The following is a 25096-nucleotide window of genomic DNA, read 5'->3' as shown; positions in this document are numbered from 1 at the left end:
GCTAGGTATGGAATGCAATGAAAGTCATCTGTTTGTCTGTGCTTCAGTACCAAAAGATACCGAAAGCCGTCCAAACAGTGAAGCTGACATCTTATCATCGGCGCCATCGCTTCGCTACTCGAGCCCAGCGATCATCGCCTAAAGACGTTGATATGCAGACATTTGTTCATCGAAATGAACCTAAGTCGCCCACATATCTCTTCAGATACCATCAATTTCAAATAGCGTAGAGACAAATACCAACGAGATGCGCCCTAACTTACTGGCGCGCCCCGCCGTCAATGCCTCAAAATTCTCTCCGCCTCAGCGTCCCGTCCCTCAGCAACCAGTGCCTCGTTCTGTCCCGCCGCAGCGCCCCGTAGCGCCTCAGCGCCGCCGGTGAAGGGGGTTCTAAGGTTATCACCCAAAACCCGCAAGCGGTTTTTGAAGGAAATTTCGATTTTCCACCATCTTTCTTGTAAAGCACTGATAAACAACGATATAAATCACATCTCCACCCTCCGATAGCGCAACCAAGGCGCGCAGCCGCCTGAAAAATGCCGCTTAGCGGCGAGCGCTTTGGCATAGAGCATAAGTAACCCACAGACTTATCCCCAGACTCGCGCCGCAACAGTCGTGAATCGCCACCGCAAAACCCCGACTCGCCCGACTCGGACCAGCCCCAAAACGCAAAAAGCGGACCCAAAGGCCCGCTTTTCGTAACTCATATATATAAGGATCGGATCAGATGCCGACCTTGATGATCGCTTCGGCCAGAATCGGCACGGTCGTCTTGTTCAGACCGGCGATGTTCAGGCGCGAGTCGCCGACCATATAGATGCCGTGATCGGCGCGCAGCTTTTCGACCATCTCAGGCGTGGTGCCCAGACGCGAGAACATGCCTCGGTGCTGCGCGATGAACCCAAAACGATCCGAGCCGGACAGGCGCTGCAATTCGCTTGCCAGCTGCTCGCGCAGGCCCAGCATCGACAGACGGACTTCTTCGAGTTCGGCCATCCAGTCGGCGCGCAGCGCGTCATCGGTCAGAACCATGGTCACCAGACGTGCGCCGTGATCCGGCGGGAAGCTGTAGTTCTGGCGGTTCAGGTAGTTCAGCGTGCCCTGATTCAGCTTTTGACGCGAGGGGTCGTTGCAGACGGTCATCAGCAGGCCAGTACGCTCGCGGTAGATACCAAAGTTCTTGGAGCAGGACGCGGCAATCAGCACCTCGGGGCACTTGGACGCGATCAGGCGGACCGCCTGCGCGTCTTCTTCCAGACCGTCACCAAAGCCTTGGTAGGCGATGTCGACCATGGGGATCGCGCCCTTGGCGTTCAGCAGCTCGACCAGCTCGCCCCACTGGGCCATGTTCAGGTTGGCACCGGTCGGGTTGTGGCAGCAGCCGTGCACCAGAACGACGTCCCCGGCGGCGACGCCTGCCAGATCGGCCATCATGCCTTCGAAATCAACGCCGCGGGTTTCGCTGTCGAAATAACGGTAGTCGACCTTGGTCATGCCCATGTGCTTGAGGATCGACAGGTGGTTCGGCCAGGTGGGATCAGAGACCCAGACCTTGGCGTCGGGGTTCGCCATGCGGATCAGGTCAAAGCCCTGACGCACAGCGCCCGTGCCACCCGGCGTCGCGGCGGCGGCCACATTGGCGCGCGCCACGGCATCGCCCAGAACCAGCTTGATCATCGCGTCGCCATAGGCCGGATCGCCCGCAAGGCCGGTGTAGGCCTTGGTGGTCTCGGCTTCCCACAGCTGCTTTTCCGCCGCCTTGATGGCGCGCATCACCGGGGTGTTGCCGCTTGCGTCCTTGTAGACACCCACGCCAAGGTCAATCTTGGTGTCGCGGGGGTCTTCTTTGTACATCTGCATCAGTTGCAGGATCTTGTCGGCGGGTTGTTCCTTGAGGTTCTCGAACATCAGTTCTCTCCAGTGGCGACGGGAAGGGTCGGGAAGGCGCCCCACTCGGCCCAGGATCCGTCATAAAGGGAATGGTCATTTTTGCCCAACACGCTCAGCGCGAGGCTGAGGACAGCCGCCGTCACGCCAGAGCCGCAGGTGGTGATCGCGGGCTTGGTCAGGTCGACGCCGGCGGCGGTGAAAATCGCGCGCAGCTCTTCGACCGGCTTGAGCGTCCCGTCCTCGGTCAGCAGCGTGGTAAACGGCACGTTTTTCGAGCCGGGGATATGCCCGCCGCGCAAACCTTTGCGCGGTTCAGGCTCGGTCCCGGCGAAACGGCCCGCCGAACGCGCGTCGATGATCTCGTGATCTTTCAGTTTCGAGGCCGAGGAGACTTGCGTGACGTCCTTGACCAGCTGGGCCTGACGGCGCACCGTCATGTGGCGGTCACGGATCACGGGGGGCAGGTCTTCGATCTCGCGGCCTTCGAACTGCCACTTGGGCAAGCCGCCGTCCAGCACAGCGACATTGTCCTGCCCCATGAGCTTGAACAGCCACCACACGCGCGCCGCCGACATCAGGCCCGCGCCGTCGTAGACCACCACCTGATGGCCGTCACCCACGCCAAGCGCGCGCATCCGCGACATGAATTTCTCGACCGGAGGCGCCATGTGCGGCAGGTCCGAACGCAGATCGCAGACTTCGTCGATGTCAAAGAACCGCGCGCCGACGATATGTGCCGCGTCGTATTCCGCCTTGGGATCGCGGCCCGCGGAGGGCAGATACCAACTGCCGTCCAGAATCCGCAGATCCGGGTCCTTGAGATGTTTGGCCAACCACTCGGTGGAAACCAGCGTTTTTGGATCGTCGACAGCCATAGCGCACCCGTTTCTTGGTCGCCTTGTCCATATGCGCGCGCGCCGTGTCATGCAAGTATGACAGGGGCCGAATACACCTGTGAACGGGGTTTGAGCCTACATTCTACGACGAATTGCGCCGATCGCCAAGAGCACGCCAAGGCTGACCAGCCCGCCCCCGGCCATTTGCCCCAGCGCCAGACCGGCCTGCGGGCCAAACCCGCTGATCTCTGGCGGTGCGCCAACGAGGGTCAGAATCTTGCCGCCAAGCCCGCCGCTGAGGGCGCCCAGCGCCACGCCCGGTACGGCGCGCTCAAATGGCAGGCTACGCAGATGATGCGCCGCCTTGCCGACCAAAGCCCCCGCACATGTCCCGATAATGATGTCCATACCGACCCCACCTGTACCCATGGCCTACACCCATTGCGGGCCAGCCTATGCGTGCCCCACCACCGCCGCAGCGTGAAAGACCGGCAGGTTTTCCCCTGACGTTTTCCCAGTCGCGGTCCCGGACCAATCAGCCCTGCTTGAGCAGACGCTGCTTTTGACGACCCCAGTCGCGCTTGGCCTCTGTTTCGCGTTTGTCGTGGTTTTTCTTACCCTTGGCGATGCCAATCTTGATCTTGGCGATCCCCTTGTGGTTGAAATACATCACCAGCGGCACCAGCGTCATGCCCTTGCGCTGGGTTTCGTTCCACAGCCGCGACAGCTCTTTCTTAGAGACCAGCAGCTTGCGGCGACGTCGTTCCTCATGGCCGAACATCGCGCGCTCGTAGGGCGCGATATAAGAGTTCACCAGCCACAGTTCCCCATCCTCCACCGCTGCATAGCTTTCGGCGATGTTGGTGTTGTTCTCGCGCATCGATTTGACCTCGGAGCCGCTCAGGATGATCCCGCATTCGAGATCGTCCACGATCGAGTAATCGTAACGCGCCCGCCGGTTTTCGGCGATGATTTTGTAATTGGGGTCTGATTTCGGTTTCTTAGCCATGCGCAGGAGATAGTGCGCCCGCGCGCCGCTGTCTATGGGCCACGCGCGGTTTCGCCTTAGCTGCCGCGATAGGTCGAATAGCCGTAGGGCGACAGCAGCAGCGGCACATGGTAATGCGCGTCTGCGTCCGACATGCCAAAGCGGATCGGCACCACGTCCAGAAACAGCGGATCGTCCCCCGCCTGCCCGCTGGCGCGCAGATAGTCGCCCGCGTGAAAGACCAGCTCATAGGTGCCCGTCGCAAAGTCACCCTTCGGCAGAATCGGACTGTCGGTGCGCCCGTCAGCGTTGGTTTGCGTGGTGGCGATGGCTTCGCGCGTCTCACCGTCCAGCCGGAACAGCGCGATCTTCAGCCCCTCTGCCGGACAGCCCTTGGCCGTGTCCAGAACATGCGTCGTCAAATACCCGTCAGACATCTCTTGCCCCTTTTTCCGTCAGCTTACCCGAAACTCCGTCCAATTCATGCGCAAAGACTGCCCACAAGTCCTTTTGGAAATTTTTGAAAATCTTTCGGGATTTTCCGGATTACAGTGAAGAACACCTTAAAGAGCAAGTAGAAATGACACGATACACCCGAGACATGCTGGGCTACGGCCCGAACCGCCCTGATCCGCAATGGCCGGGCGGGGCAAAGATCGCCGTGCAATTCGTCCTGAACTACGAAGAAGGCGGCGAGAATAACGTTCTGCACGGCGACGCCGGGTCCGAGGCATTTTTGTCCGACATCATCGGCGCGCAGCCGTGGGTGGGGCAGCGCCATTGGAACATGGAATCGATCTACGAATACGGCGCGCGGGCGGGCTTTTGGCGTCTGCACGAGCTGTTCACCGGCGCCAACGTCCCGGTGACGATCTACGGCGTGGCAACGGCGCTCGCCCGGTCGCCGGTTCAGGTCGAAGCCATGAAAGACGCCGGTTGGGAAATCGCCTCGCACGGGCTGAAATGGGTCGAGCACAAGGACATGCCCGAAGCCGAAGAGCGCGCCCAGATTGCCGAAGCCATCCGCCTGCACACCGAGGTTGTGGGCGAGCCCCCGCGCGGCTGGTACACCGGGCGCTGTTCCATGAACACCGTGCCCTTGACGGCCGAGACCGGGCAATTCGCCTATATCTCGGATACTTACGATGACGACCTGCCCTATTGGGCGCAGGTGGGCGGGCGCGATCAGCTGATCATTCCCTATACGCTCGAAGCCAACGACATGCGCTTTGCCGGTGCGCCGGGCTATGTCACCGGCGAACATTTTTACCAGTATCTCAAGGACGCCTTCGACACGCTCTATGCCGAAGGGCAAGCGGGCCGCGCCGCGATGATGAGCATCGGCCTGCACTGCCGTTTGATTGGCCGTCCGGGCAAGATTGCGGGTCTGAAACGCTTCCTCGATTACATCGCCGGGTTCGACGGCGTCTGGACCCCGACACGGCTGGACATCGCCGAGCACTGGGCCAAGGTGCACCCCCCGGTGGCCAAGGAACGCCCCTCGCAAATGGACCGCGAGCGCTTTGTGGCCAAATTCGGCGCGATCTACGAGCATTCGCCGTGGATCGCCGAGCGCGCCTTTGACCTGGAGCTTGGTCCGTCGCACGACTGCGCCGCCGGAATCGCCAATGCGCTTGCCCGGATGTTCCGCTCGGCCAGCGCCGAAGAGCGTCTTGGCGTGCTCAATGCCCACCCCGATCTGGCGGGCAAGCTGGCCGCCGCGAAACGCCTGACCGCCGAGAGCACCTCGGAACAGGCCTCGGCGGGTCTTGATGCGCTGACCGATGAGGAACGCGCACGCTTTACCGAGCTGAACGCGGCCTACACCGCCAAGCACGGCTTTCCCTTTATCATCGCGGTGCGGGACCACGACAAGGCGGGCATCCTTGCCGCCTTTGACCGCCGCATCGCCAACGACACGGACACCGAATTCGCCGAGGCCTGCCGTCAGGTCGAACGCATCGCACGGCTGCGACTGGAGGACATGCTATGAGTGACATCGGACCGCGCAGCTATGCCTTTCCGCCGGGGGGGCTGCCTCCCATGGACGACAACCCCGAAGGCACCGCGATCTTTACCGAAAGCTACGCGGTGATCCCGGCCAACACGATGCGTGACATCGTGACGTCCTTTCTGCCGGGGTGGTCAGACACCCGCGCATGGATCATCGCCCGCCCGCTGACCGGCTTTGCCGAGACCTTTGCGCAATACGCGGTCGAGGTGGCTCCGGGCGGCGGATCCGACACGCCAGAGCCCGACGCAGAGGCGCAGGCCATCCTGCTCATCGCAAACGGCGCGGCGCAACTGACCATTGACGGCGCGGTGCACGAGATGACGGCAGGCGGCTATGCCTCGATCCCCGCCGGGGTGAAATGGACGATCACCAACCCCGGTTCCGAGGTTTTGCAGTTCCACTGGATTCGCAAACGCTGGGAGCCCGCGCCGGGGATCGAAAAACCCACAGCCTTGGTCACCACCGACGCCGAAACGCCGATCAACTGGATGCCGGGGTCGGACACCTGGGGCACCACGCGCTTTGTCGAACCGACGGACCTGCGCCACGACTGCCACGGCAATATTGTAACGTTCTTGCCGGGGGGGCAGATCCCCTTTGCCGAGACACATGTGATGGAACACGGGCTGTATGTGCTGCAAGGCACCGCGCGCTACCTGCTGAACAAGGACTGGGTCGAGGTCGGCCCGGGTGACTTCATGTGGCTGCGCGCCTTTTGCCCGCAGGCCTGCATCCAGACTGGGGATGAGCCCTTCCGCTACCTGCTCTATAAGGATGTGAACCGTCACGTGGGGCTGTCACTGTGAGGCGCGCGGGGGACAAATTCCTTCCAAGGAATTTGCAAATCTTTTCGAAAAGATTTGCCAGCGCGCGCCAAGGACGGATCGCATGATGGAAATCAAGGCTTTGCCCCTCACCCGCGCTGCTTTCGCGCCCTTCGGCGATGTTCTGGACATCGCCGGCGATCCCGACAAGATCATCAACCAAGGGCTCTGCGGCCGCTACCACGACCGCGCCCAGTTGGACTTTGGCCCGGAGGGGCGCGCGGGCATCAGCCTGTTCAACGCCGAGGCCCGCGCCCTGCCCTACACGCTTGATCTGGTGGAGCGGCACCCGGACGGATCGCAGGCGTTCCTCCCCATGCACCAGAACGAATGGCTGGTGATCGTTGCCGAAGCGGGCGAAACCCCCGGCCCGATCCACGCCTTTGTCGCAGCGCCCGGACAGGGCATCAACTTTCACCGGGGCACGTGGCACGGGGTCCTGACCCCTCTGCACGCCCCCGGCCTGTTCGCCGTCGTCGACCGCATTGGCGATACGGCCAACCTTGAAGAGCACTGGCTGGACACGCCGGTGCTCATCACAGGCCCCTAGCGGCCACCTCAAAGGACCGCCCGACAGAAGGCGGCCATCTCACGGACTTTGGACAAGGGAGAAACGCACATGACAGACATGACCCACGGCAGCGGTCTCGGCCCGCCCGAGCAGCTGCGCGACCCCAACTACACCCCACCGCTGGCGCAGGCCGTGCCCTTGGGCATCCAGCACGTTTTGGCGATGTTCGTCGCCAACGTGACCCCGGCGATCATCATCGCGGGCGCCGCCGGGTTCGGCTTTGGGTCTGATGCAGGCGCGCAGGGCTTTCCGGACATGACCTACATGATCCAGATGTCCATGCTGTTTGCGGGCATCGCGACGCTGTTCCAGACCATCGGCATGGGTCCGGTGGGCGCGCGTCTGCCCATTGTGCAGGGCACCTCTTTTGCCTTTATCCCCGTCATGATTCCCGCCGTCGCGGGCCAAGGCACCGCGGGCATGGCCGGACTGATGACCGGCATCATGGTCGGCGGCGTCTTTCACTTTGTCCTTGGCACCGTCATTGGCCGCATCCGCTTTGCACTGCCGCCGCTGGTCACCGGGCTGATCGTGCTGATGATCGGCCTCGCGCTGATCCGCGTGGGCATCCAATACGCTGCCGGGGGCGTTCCGCTGATCGGCAAGCCCGAATACGGCTCGCTCGCCATGTGGGTTCCGGCGCTGGTCGTCATCGTTGTCACCCTCGCGCTCAAATTCTTTACCCGCGGGTTCCTCGCTGTGGCCGCCGTTCTGGTGGGGATCCTCGTGGGCTATGCCGTGGCTTACATGATGGGGCAGGTGAACTTTGCCAACGTCAGCCGCGCAGCGCTGTTCCAGATCCCGACGCCCTTCAAGTGGGGGTTCGAGTTCAACTCGGCCGTGGTCATCGGCATGTGCTTTATGGCCATCGTGTCGGCGATCGAGACCGTGGGCGACACCTCTGGCATCTGCAAGGGCGGCGCGGGCCGCGAGGCCACCGACAAGGAAATCGCGGGCGCAACCTACGCCGACGGTTTCGGCACCGCAATCGCAGGCATATTTGGCGGCCTGCCGAACACCTCGTTCAGCCAGAACGTCGGCCTGATTTCCATGACCGGCGTCATGAGCCGCCACGTGGTGACCATCGGCGCGATCTTCTTGATCATTTGCGGGCTGGTGCCCATGGTCGGCGCGGTCATCCGCACCGTTCCGATCAACGTGCTGGGCGGCGGCGTCATCGTCATGTTTGGCATGGTCGCGGCGGCGGGCGTGAACATGCTGTCCGAGGTCAACTGGTCGCGCCGCAACATGGTGATCTTTGCGATCTCGCTGTCCGTCGGCCTTGGCCTGCAACTGGAGCCGGGCGCGCTTCAGCACCTGCCCAAAACCATGCAGATCCTGCTGACCTCTGGCCTGCTGCCCGCCGCAGCGCTGTCGATCATCCTGAACCTCGTGCTGCCCAAAGACCTCGAGTAAGGCGCACATCTCGCATCAAAAAAGGGGCCTCTCAGGGCCCCTTTTCCGTGGGGGCACCCCCCCTGCCCCGGTTCCGCCCGAGGACTGCTCGAAAGCCTTAGCGCCGCGCCACGGTGTAGCCGTTGCCCTTGAGGCAGCTGACGTTATAGCCATTGCGCACTTTGCCGTTCAGCCAAAAGCGGGTCTCGCACATGTCGGGCAGACGCTTGGCCGCGCGGAAGTTGTTGTTGAGGCAAGACCGCGTCATCACGTTGCGCTTTTTGTTGTTCTGCCCCCAAACCGTCTTTTCGCATTGCGCAGGCAGCAGCGCGCGGCGGTTGCCACCGTCGTAGTGGCGCGGCTTGTTCGGGGCGGCGTTCTGATAGCGCTGCGGCTCGTAGCGGCGCACCTTTACCCGGTCGTTGTTCTCTAGCATCTGCTGCAACATAAACAGCGTCACGGCGGTGCCCACAAAGGCCTGCAAGTCCTTGTTGTCGGCGCGGGCGGGCGCGGCGGACAGGGTGGCAATCAGGGACGCAATGGCGATCACACCAGTGATGAATTTCTTGGACATGGGGTCTCTCCTGCTAGGGGTCTCAAGTTGGCCGCCGATCAGCGACCTCCTGCCTTCACGCTGCCCCCGCCCCCCGAATTCAGGCAATATCGCCCGCTGGTTATCGAATATCCGAGCCGTCAAACTGTCGTTGTTATTGAATTTCACGCGCCGGACGCGCACCTTGGGGCCATGAAAACGATCCTCACATCCCTTGCGCTGCTGCTTAGCCTTGCCCTGCCCTCGGCGGCTCTTGCCGATTGCTACGTGGGTTACAAAGCCAAGCAGGACAGCCCCCTGCGCCTGCATTACGGCGTTCTGGCGCTGCCCGGCAGCTGCCCTGCGCCGTCTGCCGCCCAAGCCACCGCTGCCAGCCGTCTTGCGGCTGGGGGCTGGACGCTGTTGACGGTGCTCAGCACCTCTGGCGCCGAACCTGACGACCAAATGAAGGCCAACGCTGGTGAGTACTATCTCCGTTACTGAGAGCCGCCGCGCGAGCACGCGCCTGATCACCGCCGGGATCATGGGGATCGTTGCGATCCTCGCGATTGCCGGCACGGTGCTGCTGCTGACCCTGCCCGATGGCAACGCGTTCAACACGCGGGTTGAGCGGATTTTCGTGCAGAACAACAACCTGACGTCGCAGGCAGAGGTCAAGCTGCTGGAAATTCTCGCCCAGTCCGGCACCGCGTTTTCCGATACGCTGGCCAGCTACCGGATGGTGATTTTCGTGCTGCTGGTCTTTGCCGCCGCGCTGCTGGTGGCGGCGCTGGTGTTCCTTGTGATGCTGGTGACGCTCAATCGCCGCATGGCGCAGATAGAACGGTCGGGGATCGAGGTGTCGTCGCTGATCATCTCGCGCGAGGAGAACACCGTTTACCTCAACACCATGGGGTTCAAGCTGACCGACGCCATGATGGAAACCCTGTCGGTGCTGGCCGAGGCCCGTCTGGACGACGAACTGCTGTCCGGCGCGCAGATCGAAGGGATGATCTCTGGCCGCGATGCTTCGGACTGCGAAGAGGCGGCGGGCGCGACGCGGATCAAGCGTTTGCGTGACGGCCTCGGCAACCAGATCGTGTCCGAGCTGCTGGTCAAGAACATCGCCCGGCGCGGCTATATGCTGGCGATCGACAAAGGCGTGATCGAGATGGTCTGAACGGCAAACCGCGCCGGTGGGGAGTGGGCCCCGGCGCGTGCCGTATCGCTATGAGTTAACGATAAGAGAACACGTACATGCCCACCATCTCGGCGTTCTTGGGCGTGGCGTATTCAAAGCCGGAGTACTCGCCATATTCCGGGCGCAGCTTGTCCGTCGCGTATTCGCCAATCGCCGCGATCTAGGTCGACAGATAGGCGGTGTGGGCGTTCAGCTCGGCGGGGTTTTCCACCGTGGTGCCAAAGGCAATGGTCCCCAGCGCCTCGCCCACAGCCGCTTCGAGATCGTCGAGGAAGCGGTTGTAAAAGGCGATGCCATCCCGCGAGCCAACGTTGCCGTGACCGCCCGACAGGTAATCCCACTCAAGGCTGTCGATCTGCGCGATCAGGTCGCGATACCCCAGATAGCTGTCCGCCCCGGCAAAGGACCAGAACGGCGGCTGGTCGGGGTTGATGACGTCCGGCACATGCACAACGCCGGTCCCTTCTAGGATAAAGGCCGCGTGGTCATGGGCGTGCGCCTCGGCATTCAGCGGCACGACGCGGACGGTGAGGTCTTCATAGGTCAGCGTGTCGCCTTCGATCACCTGATCGGCGCGCGGCAGGTTCGATCCAAGACGCTCCATCAGCTCGGTGGTGGCCTCGGTCGCGTGGATGGTCAGGCCGGGGTACGCCCCTTGCAGCTTGGCGGCGTCGGCGATGTGGTCGGCGTGGTCGTGGGTGTAGATCAGGTCGGTCACCGGCAGATCGGTCACCTCGGCCACGGCCTTTTGCAGAGCATCGCCAGAGCCTTCCAGCGCGTCGATCAGCAGGACGCCCTCGTCACCGACATAGAACACGGTGCCGTAAAAGCCGCTTTGGAAAAAGAACACCCGGTCGGTCAGCTTTTGCAGAATGTAGGGCTGCGTGGCGTCCTTGGTGAACAGGTTCTCGATCTTTTCACCGGGGGCCAGCGCCGTGGTCGCGGATTCGGCGACATAGGTGGCGTTGACGGTGGATTTGGCTTCTTGGGCCGACGCGGTGGTGGTCAGGGCCAGCCCGAGGGCCAGCGCAGAGGTCAGAGTGCGAAACATGGGTTTAGTCCTCTGATAACATTGCGTTTAAGCGAAGAGAGAGAGATTAGGCGAATTGGCCAAGGCTACGCTGCAAGGCCGGGATGCGCAGGGCAAAGGCCCCGGCCCCAAGGAACACCAACGCGACCTGCACCACGGTCCAGAAGACGGTGAATTCCCAGCCGCCGCCCGTCGCCGAGAACAGCCAGCCGTTGCCCGCGTGGACCCAGGTCGCGCCCAGCAGCACCGGGATCAGCGCCAGCGACACCAGCCGCGTCGCCACCCCAAGGATCAGCGCCAGACCGCCGCCGATCTCGGCGATGATGGTCAGGTAGGCGAGGAAGCCGGGCAGGCCGAGGCTTTCGAAATAGCCAACGGTGCCGGGAATGGTGAAGACGTTCACCTTGAGCAACCCGTGGGCCAGGAACAGCGCGCCAGAGGTCAGGCGCAGCAGAGTTGCGGCGTAGTCAGAAGACTGCGTGGTCATGTCAGTGTCCCTTGTGAAGCTTTTGAAAAATCAGGTGATTTGCCATTTAGGCGCGATGTTCCCGCCCAGCCCCAGCACAAAGCCGAACTGGATGTTCAGGAACCCGAGCGGTTCGAGGTAGCGGGCGTTTTTCAGCGGGCCGGCGTTGATCGGCTCCAGGCCGATGCTGGCGGCGAGCTTGGTGATGGTGTCCTTGGCGGCGTCATCGTCGCTGGCGACAAAGGTCTGGATCGGCGCGCCGTTCAGGGTCAGATCGCCGCCGTAGTGGCCCGCGAACACGGTGTTAAAGGCTTTGACGAGTGTGGCCCCCGGCAGCAGCGCCGCGATGTCCTCGGCGGCAGAGGTGGTCAGCCCCACGGACAGGCCCGACATGTCGGCGGTCATCGGGTTGGACACGTCCACCACGATTTTGCCCGCGAAATCCGCCGCTTTGGCGATGTCCTCTGCCGCGCCAAAGGGCGTTGCGAGGATGACGATGTCGGCGCCCTTGACGGCCTGCGCCAGATCGGCGTCCTTGTCGTAGGCCGCGACGTCGTGGCCTGCCTTGCTCAGCGCGCCAGCCAGCCCGCTGCCGATGTTCCCGTTGCCGATGATTGCGATGGTCATGTCGTTTCCTTTCTGCCGCACGCTGGCGGCTGTTTGCTGTGTTGAAGCCAAATTAGGCCTTGCCTATGGCGAACAAAATGGAGACGTTATGGAATGACTTTCCACGATTTGTTCGGAAACTTTTGATGGACATCACAGTTGAGCTGAAAGCCTTTGTCGCAACCGCCATGACCGGCTCTTTCACTGCGGCGGCGGATCAGCTGGGCATTTCCAACCGCCTGACCTCGAAATACGTGGCCGAGCTGGAGCAGCGTCTGGGCGTGCGCCTGCTGCAACGCACCACGCGCAAGGTCGGCCTGACCCCTGCGGGCGAAGAGCTGCTGTTGCGCGCGCCCGCGGTGCTGGACGAGCTGGACGACCTGCTGTCCGACGTTTCCGAAGATTCGCGGGGGCTGTCTGGGGTGATCCGCGTGTCGGCCCCCGTGACCTTTGGCGAAAGCTACGTGGGCGGGATGCTGGGGCGCTTTGCCGCCGCCAACCCCGGTCTAACCATCGACCTGCGGTTGAACGACAGCTTTGTCGATCTGGCCAGCGACGGGATCGACGTGGCCTTTCGCATCGGCCAGTCGGACATGTTGTCGGTGAAATCGCGCAAACTGGGCGAAATGCGCACCATGGCGGCGGCCAGCCCCGGCTATCTGGCGCAGGCGGGCAACCTGCAAAGCCCCGCCGAACTGGCGGATCATGCCTGTATTCTGGACACCAACCGCCGCCAGCCCCGCCGCTGGGTGTTCATGAAAGACGGCGCGCCCGTCGTGACCGAGGTGCAGGGGCGCTTTTCAGTGAACTCGGCGCGCGCGGCGGTGGATTTGGCCGTTTCCGACCTTGGGGTGTGCTACGCGCCCCGCTTTGCCCTGTCCGAAGCGCTGGCCTCGGGGGCTTTGGTGCCGGTGCTGGCGGGGTTTGACGGGGTCTCGGCGGACATCGCCGCCGTCTACCTCGAAGGCCGCACCCTGCCCCGCAAGGTACGCGCCCTGATCGATTTTGCCGTCGCTGACATCAAAACCACGGCGGTTTTGTAGACCCTGCGCTCCGCAGATGCCTTAGGCATCGCGATCCGCAGACGCCTTAGGCGTCGCGATCCGCAGACGCCTTAGGCGTCGCGGTCCATGATCCATTGCACGGGCGGCGCGGGGACAAAGCGCCACTTGCGCAGCGGCCCGGCCATCACGTTCAGATAATACATCTCGAACCCGTAGGGCGCACCGCAGGGGTGGTGGCCGCGCGGCACCAGAACCACGTCCCCGTCATGCACCGCCATCGTCTCGTTCAGTTGCAGATCGTCGGTGTACACCCGCTGGATGCCAAAGCCCTCTGCCGGGTTGATCCGGTGATAATACGTCTCTTCAAGGTAGGTGATCCGCGGATAGTCATCCTCGTCATGGCGGTGCGACGGATAAGACGACCAATGCCCCGCCGGGGTGAACACTTCGGTCACCAGGAGACTGTCGCAAAAGTCTTCGTTCTCCATGGCGATGTTGTTGATATGACGGGTGTTCGTCCCCTTGCCGCGTTCGGTCAGGGTGATGCCATCCGGGCCAATACGGCGCGCCGCGTGACCGCCCATGCCGGGCGCGCTGCACACGGCGATGACGCAATCCGTGGTGGCTTTGGCGGTCCAATCGGTGCCGTTCGGCAGGTAAAGACAATGCGGCGGCGTCTTTTCAAAGACGTTCATCCGCTCGCCCAATTCGCCCCAGTCCTGGCCCGCGCCGGTGATCTTGGCCTTGCCTTCGACCATCACAAGGATCACCTCACGGTCGCCCGTCGCCTCGGCGGCGGTTTCGCCCGCGCGCAGGCGGTAGAGCGAGAAACCGACATAGCGCCAGCCCGCCGACTGCGGTGTGATCTCGTGGACTTTTCCGTGTGTGCCAAAGGGTTTACGAAGAAGATCGGGCATATCGGGCCTCATTTTGCGATTGTCAGGCCAGAGCGGCCACAGATTTGGGTGATGTGGTCAAAACCCAGCTTTGAATAGTAAAAGGGCGGGGCCTTGGCCGGGTCTTGTTCGGCCTCGACGACAATCCAACCTTTGTAGTCCATCTTGGCCAGCCGGTCGGTGATCGCCTGAAAGTCGATGATGCCCGCGGGGTCGCCCGGCACGGAAAAGACCCCCGCCGCCACGCCATCAAGAAAGCTGCGATCCTCGGCGCGCACCCAGTCCAGCACGGGCTGGCGCACGTCCTTAAAATGCACGTGACGCACCCGGTGGCCCCATTTGTCCAAAACCCCGAGCGGATCGGCCCCGGCGAAATGCAAGTGGCCGGTGTCATAAAGCAGATGCAGGTCGGGGGAGGAGCCTTCCATCAGCCAGTCGATGTCCTCGGCGTCCTGCACCATCGCGCCCATGTGGTGGTGATAGGCCAGCGGCGTGCCAAGATCCGCCGACCATTTGGCCAACTCGCTCAGCTTGGCCGCATAGGTTTTGACCTCGTCCCGCGACAGCTTGGGGCGACGCGAAACTGGCGTGTTCAGATCGCCCTGAATGGTGTTCGAACACTCGGCATAGACGAGGCACGGCGCGCCAAGGGCGGCGAACTGCTCAACCTGCTGGCGAATGGCCTCTTGCTCGGTGGCAAGATCGTTCACCATCAGATTGCCCGAGCACCAACCGCCACACAGGCTGACGCCGTAGCGATCCAGATAGGCCCGCAGACCTTCGGTGTCGGCGGGCATCCGGCGACCACGCTCGACCCCTTGGTAGCCGATCTTGCCTGCGTCCTCCATCGCCCCTGTGGTGGTAAAGGCGGCGGTCAGCTCTGGCAGGTCGTCGTTCTGCCAAGCAATCAAAGAGATGCCGATCTTGACGCTCATGTCACTGTCTTTCCTGATAAATCAGTTGACCAGACGCTGGCGCGCCATGTTTTCCAGATAGCTGGCATATGCTTTGTTCACGCCTTCGCGGTCGCTGACCGCCGGGACCGCCACGTCCCACCAATGGCCCGCATCGCCAAAGCCGGGGCTCTCGGCGGGGTTGGTTTCGATCACGATCACCGTGGGGATATTGCGGCCACGCGCGTTGGCAATCTCGGCCTCAAGGCTTGCGATATCGGCGGCCTTGACCGCGTGCGCCCCCATGCTGGCAGCGTGCGCCACGTAGTCGATCTGGGGCTGGTCCTCGACGGCGCAATTCTCGTAAAGGTTGTTGAACGGCGCACCGCCGCAGCCCAGCGTCTGAAGCCGGTTGATGCAGCCATAGCCGCGGTTGTCCGTCAGCACGACGGTAAAGGGCACGCGGCGCATCACCGCCGTCGCCAGTTCCGAGTTCGCCATCATGTAGCTGCCGTCGCCGACAAAGCAGATCACCTCGCGCTCGGGCGTCGCCAGCTTGATCCCCATGGCGCCGGCGATCTCGTAGCCCATGCAGCTAAAGCCGTACTCCATGTGGAAGCCGCCCTGCGACGGCTGCCACAGCAGCTTCAAAGCGCCAGGCATGGTCCCGGCGGCGCACATGGCCACCGCATCCTCGCCGGTGGCACGCTGCACCGCACCGATCACCTCGGCGTCGAGCGGGCGATAGCCGATCCCGCCGTCGCGCGGGGCACAATGGGCCGTCACGGCGTCCAACCACTCGCTGCGCAGCTTGGCATCCGGCGCCGACGCCGCATGATCGCCAAGCGCCGCGCTGATCTTTTCCAAGGCCACCTTGGCATCCGCCACCAAGGGCACCGCGCCGTGCTTGACCGCGTCATAGGCGGCGACGTTGATCGACACCAGGCGCCGCGCCGGGTTCTTGAACAGCGACCACGAGCCGGTGGTAAAGTCTTGGAAGCGCGTGCCGACGCCAATCACCAGATCGGCGGTCTCGGACACCGCGTTGGCCGCCGCCGACCCGTCGACGCCGCTTGCGCCAAAGTTCATCTCATGCGCCTGCGCCAGCGCCGACTTGCCCGCCTGCGTTTCCACGACGGGGATCTGGTGCTTGGCCGCAAACGCGCCCAAGGCCGCCTCAGCGCCGGAATAAATCACCCCGCCACCGCAGACAATCACCGGGGTCTTTGCGCTTCGGATCAAGCCGATGACCTCATCCAGCTCCTGCGCATCCGGCTCGGGGCGGCGCACCCGCCACACCCGAGGTTCAAAGAATTCCTCTGGGTAATCAAACGCTTCCGCCTGAACGTCCTGACAGAACGCCAGGGTCACCGGGCCGCAATTCGCCGGATCGGTCATCACCGCCATGGCGCGCGGCAGGCAGGTCAGCAGATGCTCGGGCCGGGTGATGCGGTCAAAATACCGGCTCACCGGACGCAGGCAATCGTTGGCCGAGACCGTGCCGTCGTCAAAATCCTCAACCTGCTGCAACACCGGATCCGGCCGCCGATTGGCAAAGACATCGCCCGGGATCAACAGCAGCGGCAAACGGTTCACATGCGCCAGCGCCGCCGCCGTCACAAGGTTCGTCGCCCCCGGCCCGATCGACGTGGTCACCGCCATCGCCCGCCGCCGCCCATGCGCCTTGGCATAAGCAATCGCCGTATGCGCCATGGTCTGCTCGTTCTGCCCGCGCCACGTCGGAAAGACCTCCTGCGCATCATGCAAAGCCTCGCCCAGACCGGCGACATTGCCATGCCCAAAGATCGCCCAGATGCCATCAATGAACCTCGGCCCATCTTCGGTCATCTGCACACTCAACCACTTCACCATGGCCTGCGCCGCCGTCAGCCTGATCGTTCCCATCTCATTCTCCCAAAAAAGACGCCTGCCAGGCTTCTTCTCTTTCAAAATATCCCGGGGGAGTCGCCCTTGGGCGACGGGGGCAGCGCCCCCAATCCCCCTTGTCGTCACGCGGCGTTCAGCCGGGCCTGCGCCCGCGCGCCATCCCACACGTCACACAAACGCGCATACCGCTCGGCCATCTGCGCCACCGCCTCGGCGTCGCTCATCTCGCCCTTCATCCAGGCCCGCGCCGCATCGCCAAAGATCGTCCGCCCCACGGCAAACCCTTTGACCAAAGGCTGCTTGGCCGCCAAAGCAAAGCTCTCCGCCAGCTCCGCTTCAGGCGCGTCCAGCCCCAGCACCACGATGCCGCGCGTGCGCGGGTCGTTGCGCTCGATCGCCTCGACAGCCTTGGCCCAAGCGCCTTCGGTCTTGAACGGCTCCAGCTTCCACCAATCGGGATAGACGCCTGCGTCGTAGAACTGCTGGATCAGCACCGCCGTGGTGTCGTCATCCACCGGGCCCACCTTGGACGGGATCACCTCCAGCAGAAACTCCAGCCCCGCCCGCCGCGCCGCCGTGAACAGCCGCAACACGCGCTCTTCTTGCAGCGCGCGCACTGTCGCGTCGTCGTCCGGGTGGCAGAACACCAACAGCTTAACCACATCCTCGACCGCCCATTCCTTGAACCGGCCAAAGTCGATGCCCAGATCCGCCTCGAACTGGATCGGACGAGAGCCGGGGTCCTCGGTCGGACGGCCAATCCACAGGCCAGAGCCAGAGGCCTTGTGCAAGGCCGAGCGCCCAATCCGGTTGTCGCACAAAATGCCATAGCCGTCCTGACCGCCCTGAACCTGCAAGGCCGCCTTCAGGCACAACTCTTTGAACGCGCTGCCTTTTTCCAAGGAATAGCCGTCCATCTCCTCCAGCTGCATCCGGTGATCGAACGCAAAGGTCCGCAGCACATCGGCGTTGGCACCGGGGCGCGTGTGGCGGTTTGTGGCCCAATGCACCTGCTCCAGCTCGGCATCGTTGCGCAGATCGGGCTGCATGATCCCGCGCTCAAAGAAGAACTGCAGCTCTTCCCACGACGGGTACGCCGGCGTGCAGCCGTGCCGCGACACCGCAAACGCCCCGCAGGCATTGGCGTATTTCAAAGCGGTCGGCCAGGCTTCGCCGTCCAGCCAGCCTTTCAAAAGCCCGGACATAAAGCCATCGCCCGCCCCCAGCACGTTGAACACTTTGATCGGAAAGCCCGGGCCGGTCTGGCCATCATCCAAAGAGTCCGGAATGTCGCCTTCAAAGGCCACGGCCCCCATCGGCCCGCGCTTGCACACCAGCGTCGCGCCGCTGACCGCCCGCACCGCGCGCAAAGCCGCGATCGTATCGGTCGAGCCACCGGCGATGTGGAACTCTTCCTCGGTGCCGACGATCAGGTCGAACAGGTGCAGCGTGGCTTGCAACTGCGCGGTGACCTCGGCGCTCTCGGCAAAGCGGCTCTCGCCGTCGCCATGGCCCAACACGCCCCAGAGGTTCGGGCGATAGTCGATGTCCAACGCCGTCTTGACGCCGTTCTCACGCGCGATGTTAAGCGCTTTGAGCACCGCCGCGCGGGTGTTGTCGTGGCTCAAATGCGTGCCCGTCGGCACCACAGAGCGCGCCGATTTGATGAACTCGGGGTCGATGTCATCCTCGCACAGCGCCATATCGGCGCAATTCTCGCGGTAGAAGATCAGCGGGAATTGTTCCTGGTCACGAATGCCAAGGATCACCAAGGCTGTGAGCCGCTCGGGATCGGTGACAACGCCGCGAGTCTCGACCCCTTCGCGCCCGAGCTGTTCGACGATGAACCGCCCCATATGCTCGTCGCCAACGCGGCTGATCAAGGCCGACTTCAGCCCCAGCCGCGCCGTCCCGCAAGCGATATTGGTCGGGCTCCCGCCGATGTATTTATCGAAGGAGGCCATATCCTCCAGCCGACCGCCGATTTGCGCGCCGTACAGGTCAACGCCCGCGCGGCCAATGGTGATGACGTCTAGTGTCTTGGTCATAATCCTGTTCCTTTGTCCTTAACCCATCCGCTCAGAGGCGAAGGAGCCGGGGCTGGGTGGGAAGACCACCGTCTTGCTGCCATTGATGAAAACGCGCCCGTGGATGTGCGCGTGGATGGCGCGGGCAAAGACCTGCGCCTCGACGTCCCGGCCCAGCGACACGTAATCCAAAGGCGATTGCGCGTGGGTGACACGAGTGATGTCCTGTTCGATGATCGGGCCTTCGTCCAGATCGGCGGTCACATAGTGCGAGGTCGCCCCGATCAGCTTTACGCCGCGCTCAAACGCCTGCTTGTAGGGGTTCGCGCCCTTGAAGCTGGGCAGGAAGGAGTGGTGGATATTGATGATCCGTCCCGACATTTTCTGGCACATCTCGTCCGAGAGGATCTGCATGTAGCGTGCCAGAACGATCAGCTCTGCGCCGGTCGCCTCGACCACCTGCATGATCTGCGCCTCGGCCTCGGGCTTGTTCGCCTTGGTCACGGGGATGCAGTGGAAGGGGATGTCGTGGCTTTCGACAACCTTTTGATAGTCGGTGTGGTTGCTGACCACCGCAACGATGTCGATGGGCAGCGCGCCGATCCGCCAGCGATAGAGCAGATCGTTCAGGCAGTGGCCAAAGCGGCTGACCATGATGACAACCTTGCTCTTGACCGCTTCGTCAAAGAAGTCTGCCTGCATGGCAAAGTCATGCTGGATGCTGGCGAAACCGCTGGTCAGATCGGCCAGCGAGCGGCCTTGCTGAGATTGAAAGCTGACCCGCATGAAGAAGTTGCCGGTCTCGGTATCGTCGAACTGGGCCGAGTCGGTGATGTTGCAGCCCTGCTCCGCGAGATAGGCGGAAATGGCCGCAACGATGCCGCGACGGCTGGGGCATTGAACGCGAAGCGCAAAGTTGGTCATGGTCAAATCGTTCGGCCTGATGGCCGACCTCTTGTTGATGTGTCAGACAGAAGAGAGCGCGACCGGCGCGCCGGTCTTGGCCGATTGGGTCGCCGCCTCGGCCATGGCAAGCGCCGCGACGCCGTCGTCCAGCGTGGCCGGCAGGGCGCTGCCTGCGGTGATGGCGTCGACGAAGGCGGCCCATTCGGCGGCATAGGCGGGCATGTAGCGTTCGAGGAAGAAGAACGTCGGCTTGGCCCCGGTCACGCCCGCCGTGGTCGACTTCACCACGGTGTTTTCCAGCATGTTCTGCGCTTGCAGCAGGCCATCCGCGCCGAGCAGTTCCACGCGCTGGTCATAGCCGTAGACCGCGCGGCGCGAGTTCTTGATGACCGCGATGCGCCCGTCGGCGTAGGTCAGGGTCACAACGGCGGTGTCCACGTCACCGGCCGCGCCGATTTCGGAATCGACGATGCAAGAGCCGACGGCGGTCACACTCACGGGCGCTTCGCCCATGATGAAGTTCGCCATGTCAAAATCGTGGATCATCATGTCGCGGAACAGACCGCCGGACACCTTGATGTAGGCGACGGGGGGCGGGGCCGGGTCAAAAGAGGTGATCGACAGCAGTTCGGGTTTGCCGATCTCGCCCGCGTCCAAGGCGGCCTTGAGCGCGCCAAAATTCGGGTCAAAGCGGCGGTTGAAACCGATCATCACCGGCTTGCCCTCGGCCGCCTTTTGGCAGGCGCGGGCGCGGTCCAGCGACAGGTCCACGGGCTTTTCGCACAGCACGGCTTTGCCCGCGCCGGTGGCCGCTTCGATCAGGTCCGAATGGGTGTCGGTCGAGGTGGCGATCAACACCGCGTCTATGCTGGGATCGGCGATGATGTCTTCGGTGGTGCGCGCCGCGCAGCCGTATTGCGCCGCCAATTTCTCGGCATTTTCAGCGATGTAATCGGACACTGCCACCAGCTGGCTGCCGGGGTTCGAGGAAATCGCCGTTGCGTGTACGCCTGCAATCCGGCCTGCGCCGAGGAGTCCAACTTTGATCATGGTCGTGGTCTTTCGAAAAGGGGCGCTGCGCCCCGGAAGGTTACAAAGTGACGGATTGGCCGGTGTCTGCGCTGCGGCGGGCCGCATCCAGAACCGCGAGAGTTTTTGCGCCGGTTTCAGCCGTGACGGGCGGCGGGGTGCCGTCCGCGATGGCCTGCGCGAAGGCCTGATAGTAGTCGTGATAGCGGCCCTGCTCGGACGGCACGCGCGCCGCGCCGGTCGCGGTGTAAAGCGTGCCCCAGTTGGCCTCGGGCTCGTACCCCCAAGCGGCCAGATCATCCGCCGGGCGCTTGCCCGCGAAAATGTCCTGCGCCTGAACGTCGGTCGAATGGCTGACATAAGCGCCCTTGTCGCCATAGGCGCGCAGCTCGCGCAGGGCGATGCGGTTCAGCTTTGACGCAGAAACCTCGGACATGCGGCCGTTTTCGTGTTCCAGCGTGATGAAGAAGCTGGCGTCGGTGCGCCCCTCGGGCAGGTCGACGTAATCGAGATGCCCCATCACCGCGCGCACCGGCCCGTTCAGGTAGATCACCTGATCCACCAGATGCGAGCCAAGATCGCGCAGCAGACCGCCAGTCGGGCCAGCCTCAAGCGTCGCGGGATCGTCGAAATCCATGCGGTTGTGGATGCGCCAGAGCTTGCCCAGACGGTCGTCCTCGATCACCTTTTTCAAGGTCTGAAGGTCGGCGTCCAAACGGCGGTTCTGGAACACGCTCAGCGTGATGCCCTTGGCCTTGGCGGCGGCGTCCAGCTCCATCGCGCCCTCGAAATTCGGGGCAAAGGGTTTGTCCGCAACCACGTGCAGGCCCGCCTCGATGGCCTCAATCACCAGATCGCGCCGGGTGTGCGGCGGCGTGGTGATCGTCACCGCGTCACAGACCCCGGCGGCGATCATATCCGACAGGCTGGCAAAGATCGGCGTGTCGGGCCAATCGGCCTGCACCTTGGCAACGGTGGCGGGGGCACGCGCCACCACACCGGCCAGCACACAGCCCTTGGCCGCCGCGATAAAGGGCGTGTGAAAGTGTTGGCCGCCCGTACCGTATCCGACAACGCCGATCCGCACCATTTACAGACCCGCCTTTTTCACAAAGGCGTCGAATTCGTCGTCCTTGATGGTGACCGAGTGGCCCGCCTCGGGGTAGCCGCCACCCTCCACATCGGCCTTGAAGTCCTTGAAGGCCTGAATGCGCATCTGTTGCAGTTCGCGCATTTTCGCGCCCATGTCGGCGTAGACCTTGCCGTGACGGGGCTTGTGGTTGACGCCATAGCCACAAACGTCCTCGGTGAACAGGTACTGCGCGTCGGCGTATTTGCCCGCGCCCATGCCCAGCATGATCAGCGAGGTTTGCTCGGTCAGGACCTTGGCAACGCGGTCCGGCACCACTTCAAGCTCTGCGCCAAAGACGCCGATCTCTTCCATCTTTTTGGCGTGGGCGAGCAGGGCGGCGGCCTCATCCGCAGTCTTGCCCACGGCGCGCCAGCCGGTCCACGTGATGTAGGACGGGATCAGGCCGATGTGGCCGACCACGGGGATGTGGTTTTCACACAGCAGCTTTTGGATGTCGTAGGAGGCCGAGCAGTAAAAGCAGTCCGCGCCAAAGCCGCCATAGTAGAACGCCGCGCGCAGGTAGTCTTCGCCGGTGGCCAGCGGGCGGCCTTCGAACTTGCCCCAGCCGCCGTAGGGCAGGCCGACCTGAACAAAGCAGTCGCCGGCCGCTTCGCGCATCTCGGGCGACCAGAAACGGCCTTCGATGGACAGCATATGGATGCCGGCGGCAGCGGCGGCGGCGGCCTCTTCCAGGGTCGAGACATACAGCATCGAGATTTTCTCGCCGCGCGCTTTCATGGCGCGGATGTCCTGCACGTGGGGGCGGTTGTGATACATGCTCATGTGCGTGTTCCTTATAAGGTAAATGCGGCGCGGAAGGCGTCCAGGGCGGCCTCTTCCTCGCCCTTGGCAAAGGCTTCCATGCCGACGGGGCCGTCATAGCCCATGTCCGCCAGCGCCCGCGCAATGCCGGGATAGTTGATTTCGCCGGTGCCGGGCTGGCAGCGACCGGGGTTGTCTGCGACCTGCACCTCGCCGATCCACGGCAGGCAAGCCTGCGTCCAGCGGATCAGGTCACCTTCGCCGATCTGGGTGTGATAGAGATCAAGGTTGATGCGCAGCTGCGGACGGTTCACGGCGGACACCAGCGCCAGCACATCGCCGGTGCTGCGAAAGGGACAGCCGGGGTGGTCGATGGGGTTGAGGTTTTCCAGCGTAAAGGTCACGCCCTCTTCCTCGGCCATATCGCAGATACGGTTCAGCGTGTCGCGCGCGCGCTGTTCATAGCCCGGCGCAAAAGAGCCGATCAGCGGAATGGGCACACCCATATCGCCCAGCCCCGTGCCGTGCAGGTTCAGCCGATCGAACCCCAGACGCTTGCCCACCTGCGCCGTCTCTTGCGCCGAGGCCAGCAGCATATCGGCCCCCTCGGCGTCGGTCAGACGACCCTGCAAGTAGCCGTTCATGATGGTGAAATTGGCACCCGTCTTTTCGAGGGCGTCCAGATCCCATGCGGGCCAGTTCCACAGCCCCACGCCAAAGCCCATCTCTGTCAGACGGGCGGCGCGCCATGCCATCGGTTTATCCTGCCAGAGCATCTCTGCGCAGGCGGCAAGCTGAAACGCCATTGCTTAGATCTCCACGAAGACGCGGCCGCCTTCGACCTTGACCGGGTAAGTGCACAGGTTCTCGCAGGCCGGAGGCGTCTCGACCTCGCCCGAGGCGCAGTCAAAGATCGACGAGTGCTTGGGGCATTCGATGGTCGCCTCGACCACCAAGCCGTCCTCGAGGTGCACATCCTCGTGGGTGCACATGCCGTCGGTGCAATAGTAGTTGTCCTCGTGGTCGCGCACGATGACAAAGGTCCGCGAGCCGTGGTCAAAACGGATGACGTCTTCGGCGTCGACGTCGGTGGTGGCGATTGCGTCTACCCAGTCTGCCATTGGTTCTCTCCTCAGTTGGGGTTCAGGCGGCCTGCGCGGCAGGTCCGTCGTGATAGGGGTTTGCGGTCTCCGGCAGGGGACGCCGGAGGTGAAAGTCGGGGTCGGTGCGTTGCCGCCACAGGGCGGGCAGCATCTCGGCATAGCCGTCGCGGATCGAAGCGTTCGGTGCGGGGAAGTCCCACGCGCAGGCGCGGTGCAGCTCTGGCAGCTTGGAGAAGGGCACCAGCGGGAACATGTGATGTTCGACGTGGTAGTTCATGTTCCAGTAGATGAAGCGGCTGACCGGGTTCATGTAGACCGTGCGGCAGTTCAGACGGTGGTCCAGCACGTTGTCCGCCAGCCCGCCGTGTTGCAGCCAACCGGTCAGCACCATGTGCCAGCAACCGAACAGGCGCGGCAGACCGATCAGCAGCAGCGGCACCCACGACTGAAAGACCAGCGCAGCGGCAACCGTCACCGCATAAATCCCCAGCCAGATGCGGGACGTGCGGACAGTCTTGGGGTGGAAAACCGGCGCGACGTAGTCCTGTTCGTCCGGCAGCATACGGCCAGAAGCGTGGATCCCCATCCGCTTGATCCCGTCGACAAAATCCAAAAGCCCGACAAGGTTCGCCAGCATTTTCAGGACCATGACGGGGCGCATGATCGCCACCTCGGGATCGCGGCCCACGATGATCGTGTCCGAATGGTGCCGCGCGTGGCTGTACTTCCAGCAATAGGGATCGCGGATCATGCAAAAGCTGGCGATCTGGTAGAGCGCGCTGTTCTTCCACCGGGTTTTGAACGCCGTGCCGTGGCCGCATTCGTGCCAGCGGCTGTCCATGGCCGACCCGTACAGCACGCCATAGGCCAGCCACAGCGGCAGCGCCCACCAACTGGGCATCACGGCAATCGCGCCACCGGCGAACAGGGCCATCAGCCCGAACAAAAGGACGGTGTCCCGCGTGGCGGGCTGATCGCTGCGTTTCATCAACGCCTTCATGACCTTGCGGTCAATGGGCGTGCGGTACCACTTTTCCGTGACCAACCCACTGGCCACGGCGCGACGCGCGTCCGGTCCCGTCATGGAGTAGTCACGGGCCATGG

The 25096-nt window shown here is 63.2% G+C and carries 27 protein-coding genes; 7 read left to right on the top strand and 20 right to left on the bottom strand.

Annotated features, from left to right (window positions below; all coding sequences use genetic code 11):
- Window positions 1–723: 723 nt before the first annotated feature.
- The 5 genes from B9A11_RS20245 to uraH form a co-directional block, all read right to left on the bottom strand.
- Window positions 724–1908: an amino acid aminotransferase gene (locus B9A11_RS20245; RefSeq protein WP_058249494.1), complete on the bottom strand. Its 1185-nt coding sequence runs from the start codon at window positions 1906–1908 to the stop codon at window positions 724–726.
- Window positions 1908–2765, bottom strand: a complete 858-nt coding sequence (gene sseA / locus B9A11_RS20240) for a 3-mercaptopyruvate sulfurtransferase (RefSeq protein ID WP_058249493.1) — start codon at window positions 2763–2765, stop codon at window positions 1908–1910. Before sseA ends, B9A11_RS20245 begins: the two co-directional genes overlap by 1 nt.
- A gap of 96 nt (window positions 2766–2861) precedes the next feature.
- Window positions 2862–3134 (bottom strand): hypothetical protein, encoded by a 273-nt coding sequence (locus B9A11_RS20235; RefSeq protein WP_058249492.1) that lies wholly within the window; start codon window positions 3132–3134, stop codon window positions 2862–2864.
- Window positions 3135–3261: 127 nt separating this feature from the next.
- The gene (smpB, locus tag B9A11_RS20230) at window positions 3262–3735 is read right to left on the bottom strand and encodes an SsrA-binding protein SmpB (RefSeq protein WP_058249491.1); all 474 of its coding nucleotides are present in this window, start codon (window positions 3733–3735) and stop codon (window positions 3262–3264) included.
- 56 nt (window positions 3736–3791) lie between these two features.
- Window positions 3792–4151: a hydroxyisourate hydrolase gene (gene uraH, locus B9A11_RS20225; RefSeq protein ID WP_058249490.1), complete on the bottom strand. Its 360-nt coding sequence runs from the start codon at window positions 4149–4151 to the stop codon at window positions 3792–3794.
- Between the two features lie 143 nt (window positions 4152–4294).
- Here uraH and puuE point away from each other — a divergent pair, with 143 nt between their 5' ends.
- The 4 genes from puuE to B9A11_RS20205 all read left to right on the top strand — a co-directional run bounded on the left by puuE (window position 4295) and on the right by B9A11_RS20205 (window position 8539).
- Window positions 4295–5707, top strand: coding sequence for an allantoinase PuuE (gene puuE / locus B9A11_RS20220; protein WP_058249489.1), 1413 nt, complete (start codon window positions 4295–4297; stop codon window positions 5705–5707).
- Window positions 5704–6534: a bifunctional allantoicase/(S)-ureidoglycine aminohydrolase gene (locus B9A11_RS20215; protein WP_058249488.1), complete on the top strand. Its 831-nt coding sequence runs from the start codon at window positions 5704–5706 to the stop codon at window positions 6532–6534. The genes puuE and B9A11_RS20215 overlap by 4 nt, the downstream gene beginning before the upstream one ends.
- Before the next feature lie 82 nt (window positions 6535–6616).
- Window positions 6617–7102, top strand: coding sequence for an ureidoglycolate lyase (locus tag B9A11_RS20210; RefSeq protein WP_058249487.1), 486 nt, complete (start codon window positions 6617–6619; stop codon window positions 7100–7102).
- 78 nt (window positions 7103–7180) lie between these two features.
- Window positions 7181–8539, top strand: a complete 1359-nt coding sequence (locus tag B9A11_RS20205; RefSeq protein ID WP_058249499.1) for a uracil-xanthine permease family protein — start codon at window positions 7181–7183, stop codon at window positions 8537–8539.
- A 97-nt stretch (window positions 8540–8636) separates the two neighbouring features.
- Here the strand turns inward: B9A11_RS20205 and B9A11_RS20200 are convergent, their stop codons facing one another.
- Window positions 8637–9092: a hypothetical protein gene (locus B9A11_RS20200; RefSeq protein ID WP_058249486.1), complete on the bottom strand. Its 456-nt coding sequence runs from the start codon at window positions 9090–9092 to the stop codon at window positions 8637–8639.
- Window positions 9093–9263: 171 nt separating this feature from the next.
- On the opposite strand from B9A11_RS20200, the gene B9A11_RS20195 reads away from it, so the two are divergent.
- Window positions 9264–9554 carry a hypothetical protein gene (locus tag B9A11_RS20195; protein ID WP_058249498.1) on the top strand — a complete coding sequence of 97 codons (291 nt, stop codon included), beginning with the start codon at window positions 9264–9266 and terminating at the stop codon, window positions 9552–9554.
- A gap of 40 nt (window positions 9555–9594) precedes the next feature.
- Entirely contained in the window at window positions 9595–10230 is a 636-nt protein-coding gene (locus tag B9A11_RS20190; RefSeq protein ID WP_234988919.1) for a hypothetical protein, read from the top strand.
- A 181-nt stretch (window positions 10231–10411) separates the two neighbouring features.
- On the opposite strand, the gene B9A11_RS20185 is transcribed toward B9A11_RS20190, so the two are convergent.
- Genes B9A11_RS20185 through B9A11_RS20175 form a run of 3 tightly spaced genes read right to left on the bottom strand, consistent with a single transcriptional unit; the run spans window position 10412 to window position 12374 of the window.
- Window positions 10412–11302, bottom strand: coding sequence for an MBL fold metallo-hydrolase (locus B9A11_RS20185; protein WP_058249484.1), 891 nt, complete (start codon window positions 11300–11302; stop codon window positions 10412–10414).
- Between the two features lie 46 nt (window positions 11303–11348).
- Window positions 11349–11768 (bottom strand): DoxX family protein, encoded by a 420-nt coding sequence (locus tag B9A11_RS20180; RefSeq protein WP_058249483.1) that lies wholly within the window; start codon window positions 11766–11768, stop codon window positions 11349–11351.
- Window positions 11769–11798: 30 nt separating this feature from the next.
- Complete coding sequence (locus tag B9A11_RS20175; RefSeq protein WP_058249482.1) at window positions 11799–12374, bottom strand: NADPH-dependent F420 reductase; 576 nt, start codon at window positions 12372–12374, stop codon at window positions 11799–11801.
- A gap of 125 nt (window positions 12375–12499) precedes the next feature.
- On the opposite strand from B9A11_RS20175, the gene B9A11_RS20170 reads away from it, so the two are divergent.
- Window positions 12500–13396 carry a LysR family transcriptional regulator gene (locus tag B9A11_RS20170; protein ID WP_058249481.1) on the top strand — a complete coding sequence of 299 codons (897 nt, stop codon included), beginning with the start codon at window positions 12500–12502 and terminating at the stop codon, window positions 13394–13396.
- Between the two features lie 71 nt (window positions 13397–13467).
- On the opposite strand, the gene iolB is transcribed toward B9A11_RS20170, so the two are convergent.
- The 11 genes from iolB to B9A11_RS20115 form a co-directional block, all read right to left on the bottom strand.
- Complete coding sequence (iolB, locus tag B9A11_RS20165) at window positions 13468–14274, bottom strand: 5-deoxy-glucuronate isomerase (RefSeq protein ID WP_058249480.1); 807 nt, start codon at window positions 14272–14274, stop codon at window positions 13468–13470.
- An 8-nt stretch (window positions 14275–14282) separates the two neighbouring features.
- A complete protein-coding gene (iolE, locus tag B9A11_RS20160; protein ID WP_058249479.1) occupies window positions 14283–15188 on the bottom strand; it encodes a myo-inosose-2 dehydratase in 906 nt (301 codons plus the stop codon).
- A gap of 21 nt (window positions 15189–15209) precedes the next feature.
- Window positions 15210–17051 (bottom strand): 3D-(3,5/4)-trihydroxycyclohexane-1,2-dione acylhydrolase (decyclizing), encoded by a 1842-nt coding sequence (gene iolD / locus B9A11_RS20155; protein ID WP_058249478.1) that lies wholly within the window; start codon window positions 17049–17051, stop codon window positions 15210–15212.
- A gap of 104 nt (window positions 17052–17155) precedes the next feature.
- Entirely contained in the window at window positions 17156–19081 is a 1926-nt protein-coding gene (locus tag B9A11_RS20150; RefSeq protein ID WP_058249477.1) for a bifunctional 5-dehydro-2-deoxygluconokinase/5-dehydro-2-deoxyphosphogluconate aldolase, read from the bottom strand.
- An 18-nt stretch (window positions 19082–19099) separates the two neighbouring features.
- Entirely contained in the window at window positions 19100–19984 is an 885-nt protein-coding gene (purU, locus tag B9A11_RS20145) for a formyltetrahydrofolate deformylase (RefSeq protein WP_058249476.1), read from the bottom strand.
- A 42-nt stretch (window positions 19985–20026) separates the two neighbouring features.
- Window positions 20027–21016 carry an inositol 2-dehydrogenase gene (gene iolG, locus B9A11_RS20140; protein WP_058249475.1) on the bottom strand — a complete coding sequence of 330 codons (990 nt, stop codon included), beginning with the start codon at window positions 21014–21016 and terminating at the stop codon, window positions 20027–20029.
- Window positions 21017–21056: 40 nt separating this feature from the next.
- Window positions 21057–22085, bottom strand: coding sequence for a Gfo/Idh/MocA family protein (locus B9A11_RS20135; RefSeq protein ID WP_200807328.1), 1029 nt, complete (start codon window positions 22083–22085; stop codon window positions 21057–21059).
- Complete coding sequence (locus tag B9A11_RS20130) at window positions 22086–22910, bottom strand: 3-methyl-2-oxobutanoate hydroxymethyltransferase (protein ID WP_058249474.1); 825 nt, start codon at window positions 22908–22910, stop codon at window positions 22086–22088.
- A gap of 11 nt (window positions 22911–22921) precedes the next feature.
- The gene (locus B9A11_RS20125; protein WP_058249473.1) at window positions 22922–23695 is read right to left on the bottom strand and encodes a TIM barrel protein; all 774 of its coding nucleotides are present in this window, start codon (window positions 23693–23695) and stop codon (window positions 22922–22924) included.
- Between the two features lie 3 nt (window positions 23696–23698).
- Window positions 23699–24010, bottom strand: a complete 312-nt coding sequence (locus tag B9A11_RS20120; RefSeq protein ID WP_058249472.1) for a MocE family 2Fe-2S type ferredoxin — start codon at window positions 24008–24010, stop codon at window positions 23699–23701.
- 22 nt (window positions 24011–24032) lie between these two features.
- Window positions 24033–25094, bottom strand: coding sequence for a fatty acid desaturase (locus tag B9A11_RS20115; protein ID WP_058249471.1), 1062 nt, complete (start codon window positions 25092–25094; stop codon window positions 24033–24035).
- Window positions 25095–25096: the final 2 nt, after the last annotated feature.

Source organism: Tropicibacter naphthalenivorans (assembly GCF_900176475.1).
GTDB classification, from domain to species: domain Bacteria; phylum Pseudomonadota; class Alphaproteobacteria; order Rhodobacterales; family Rhodobacteraceae; genus Tropicibacter; species Tropicibacter naphthalenivorans.
Note: the sequence above shows the minus strand (reverse complement) of the source record. Positions and strands in the feature narration are given on the sequence as shown.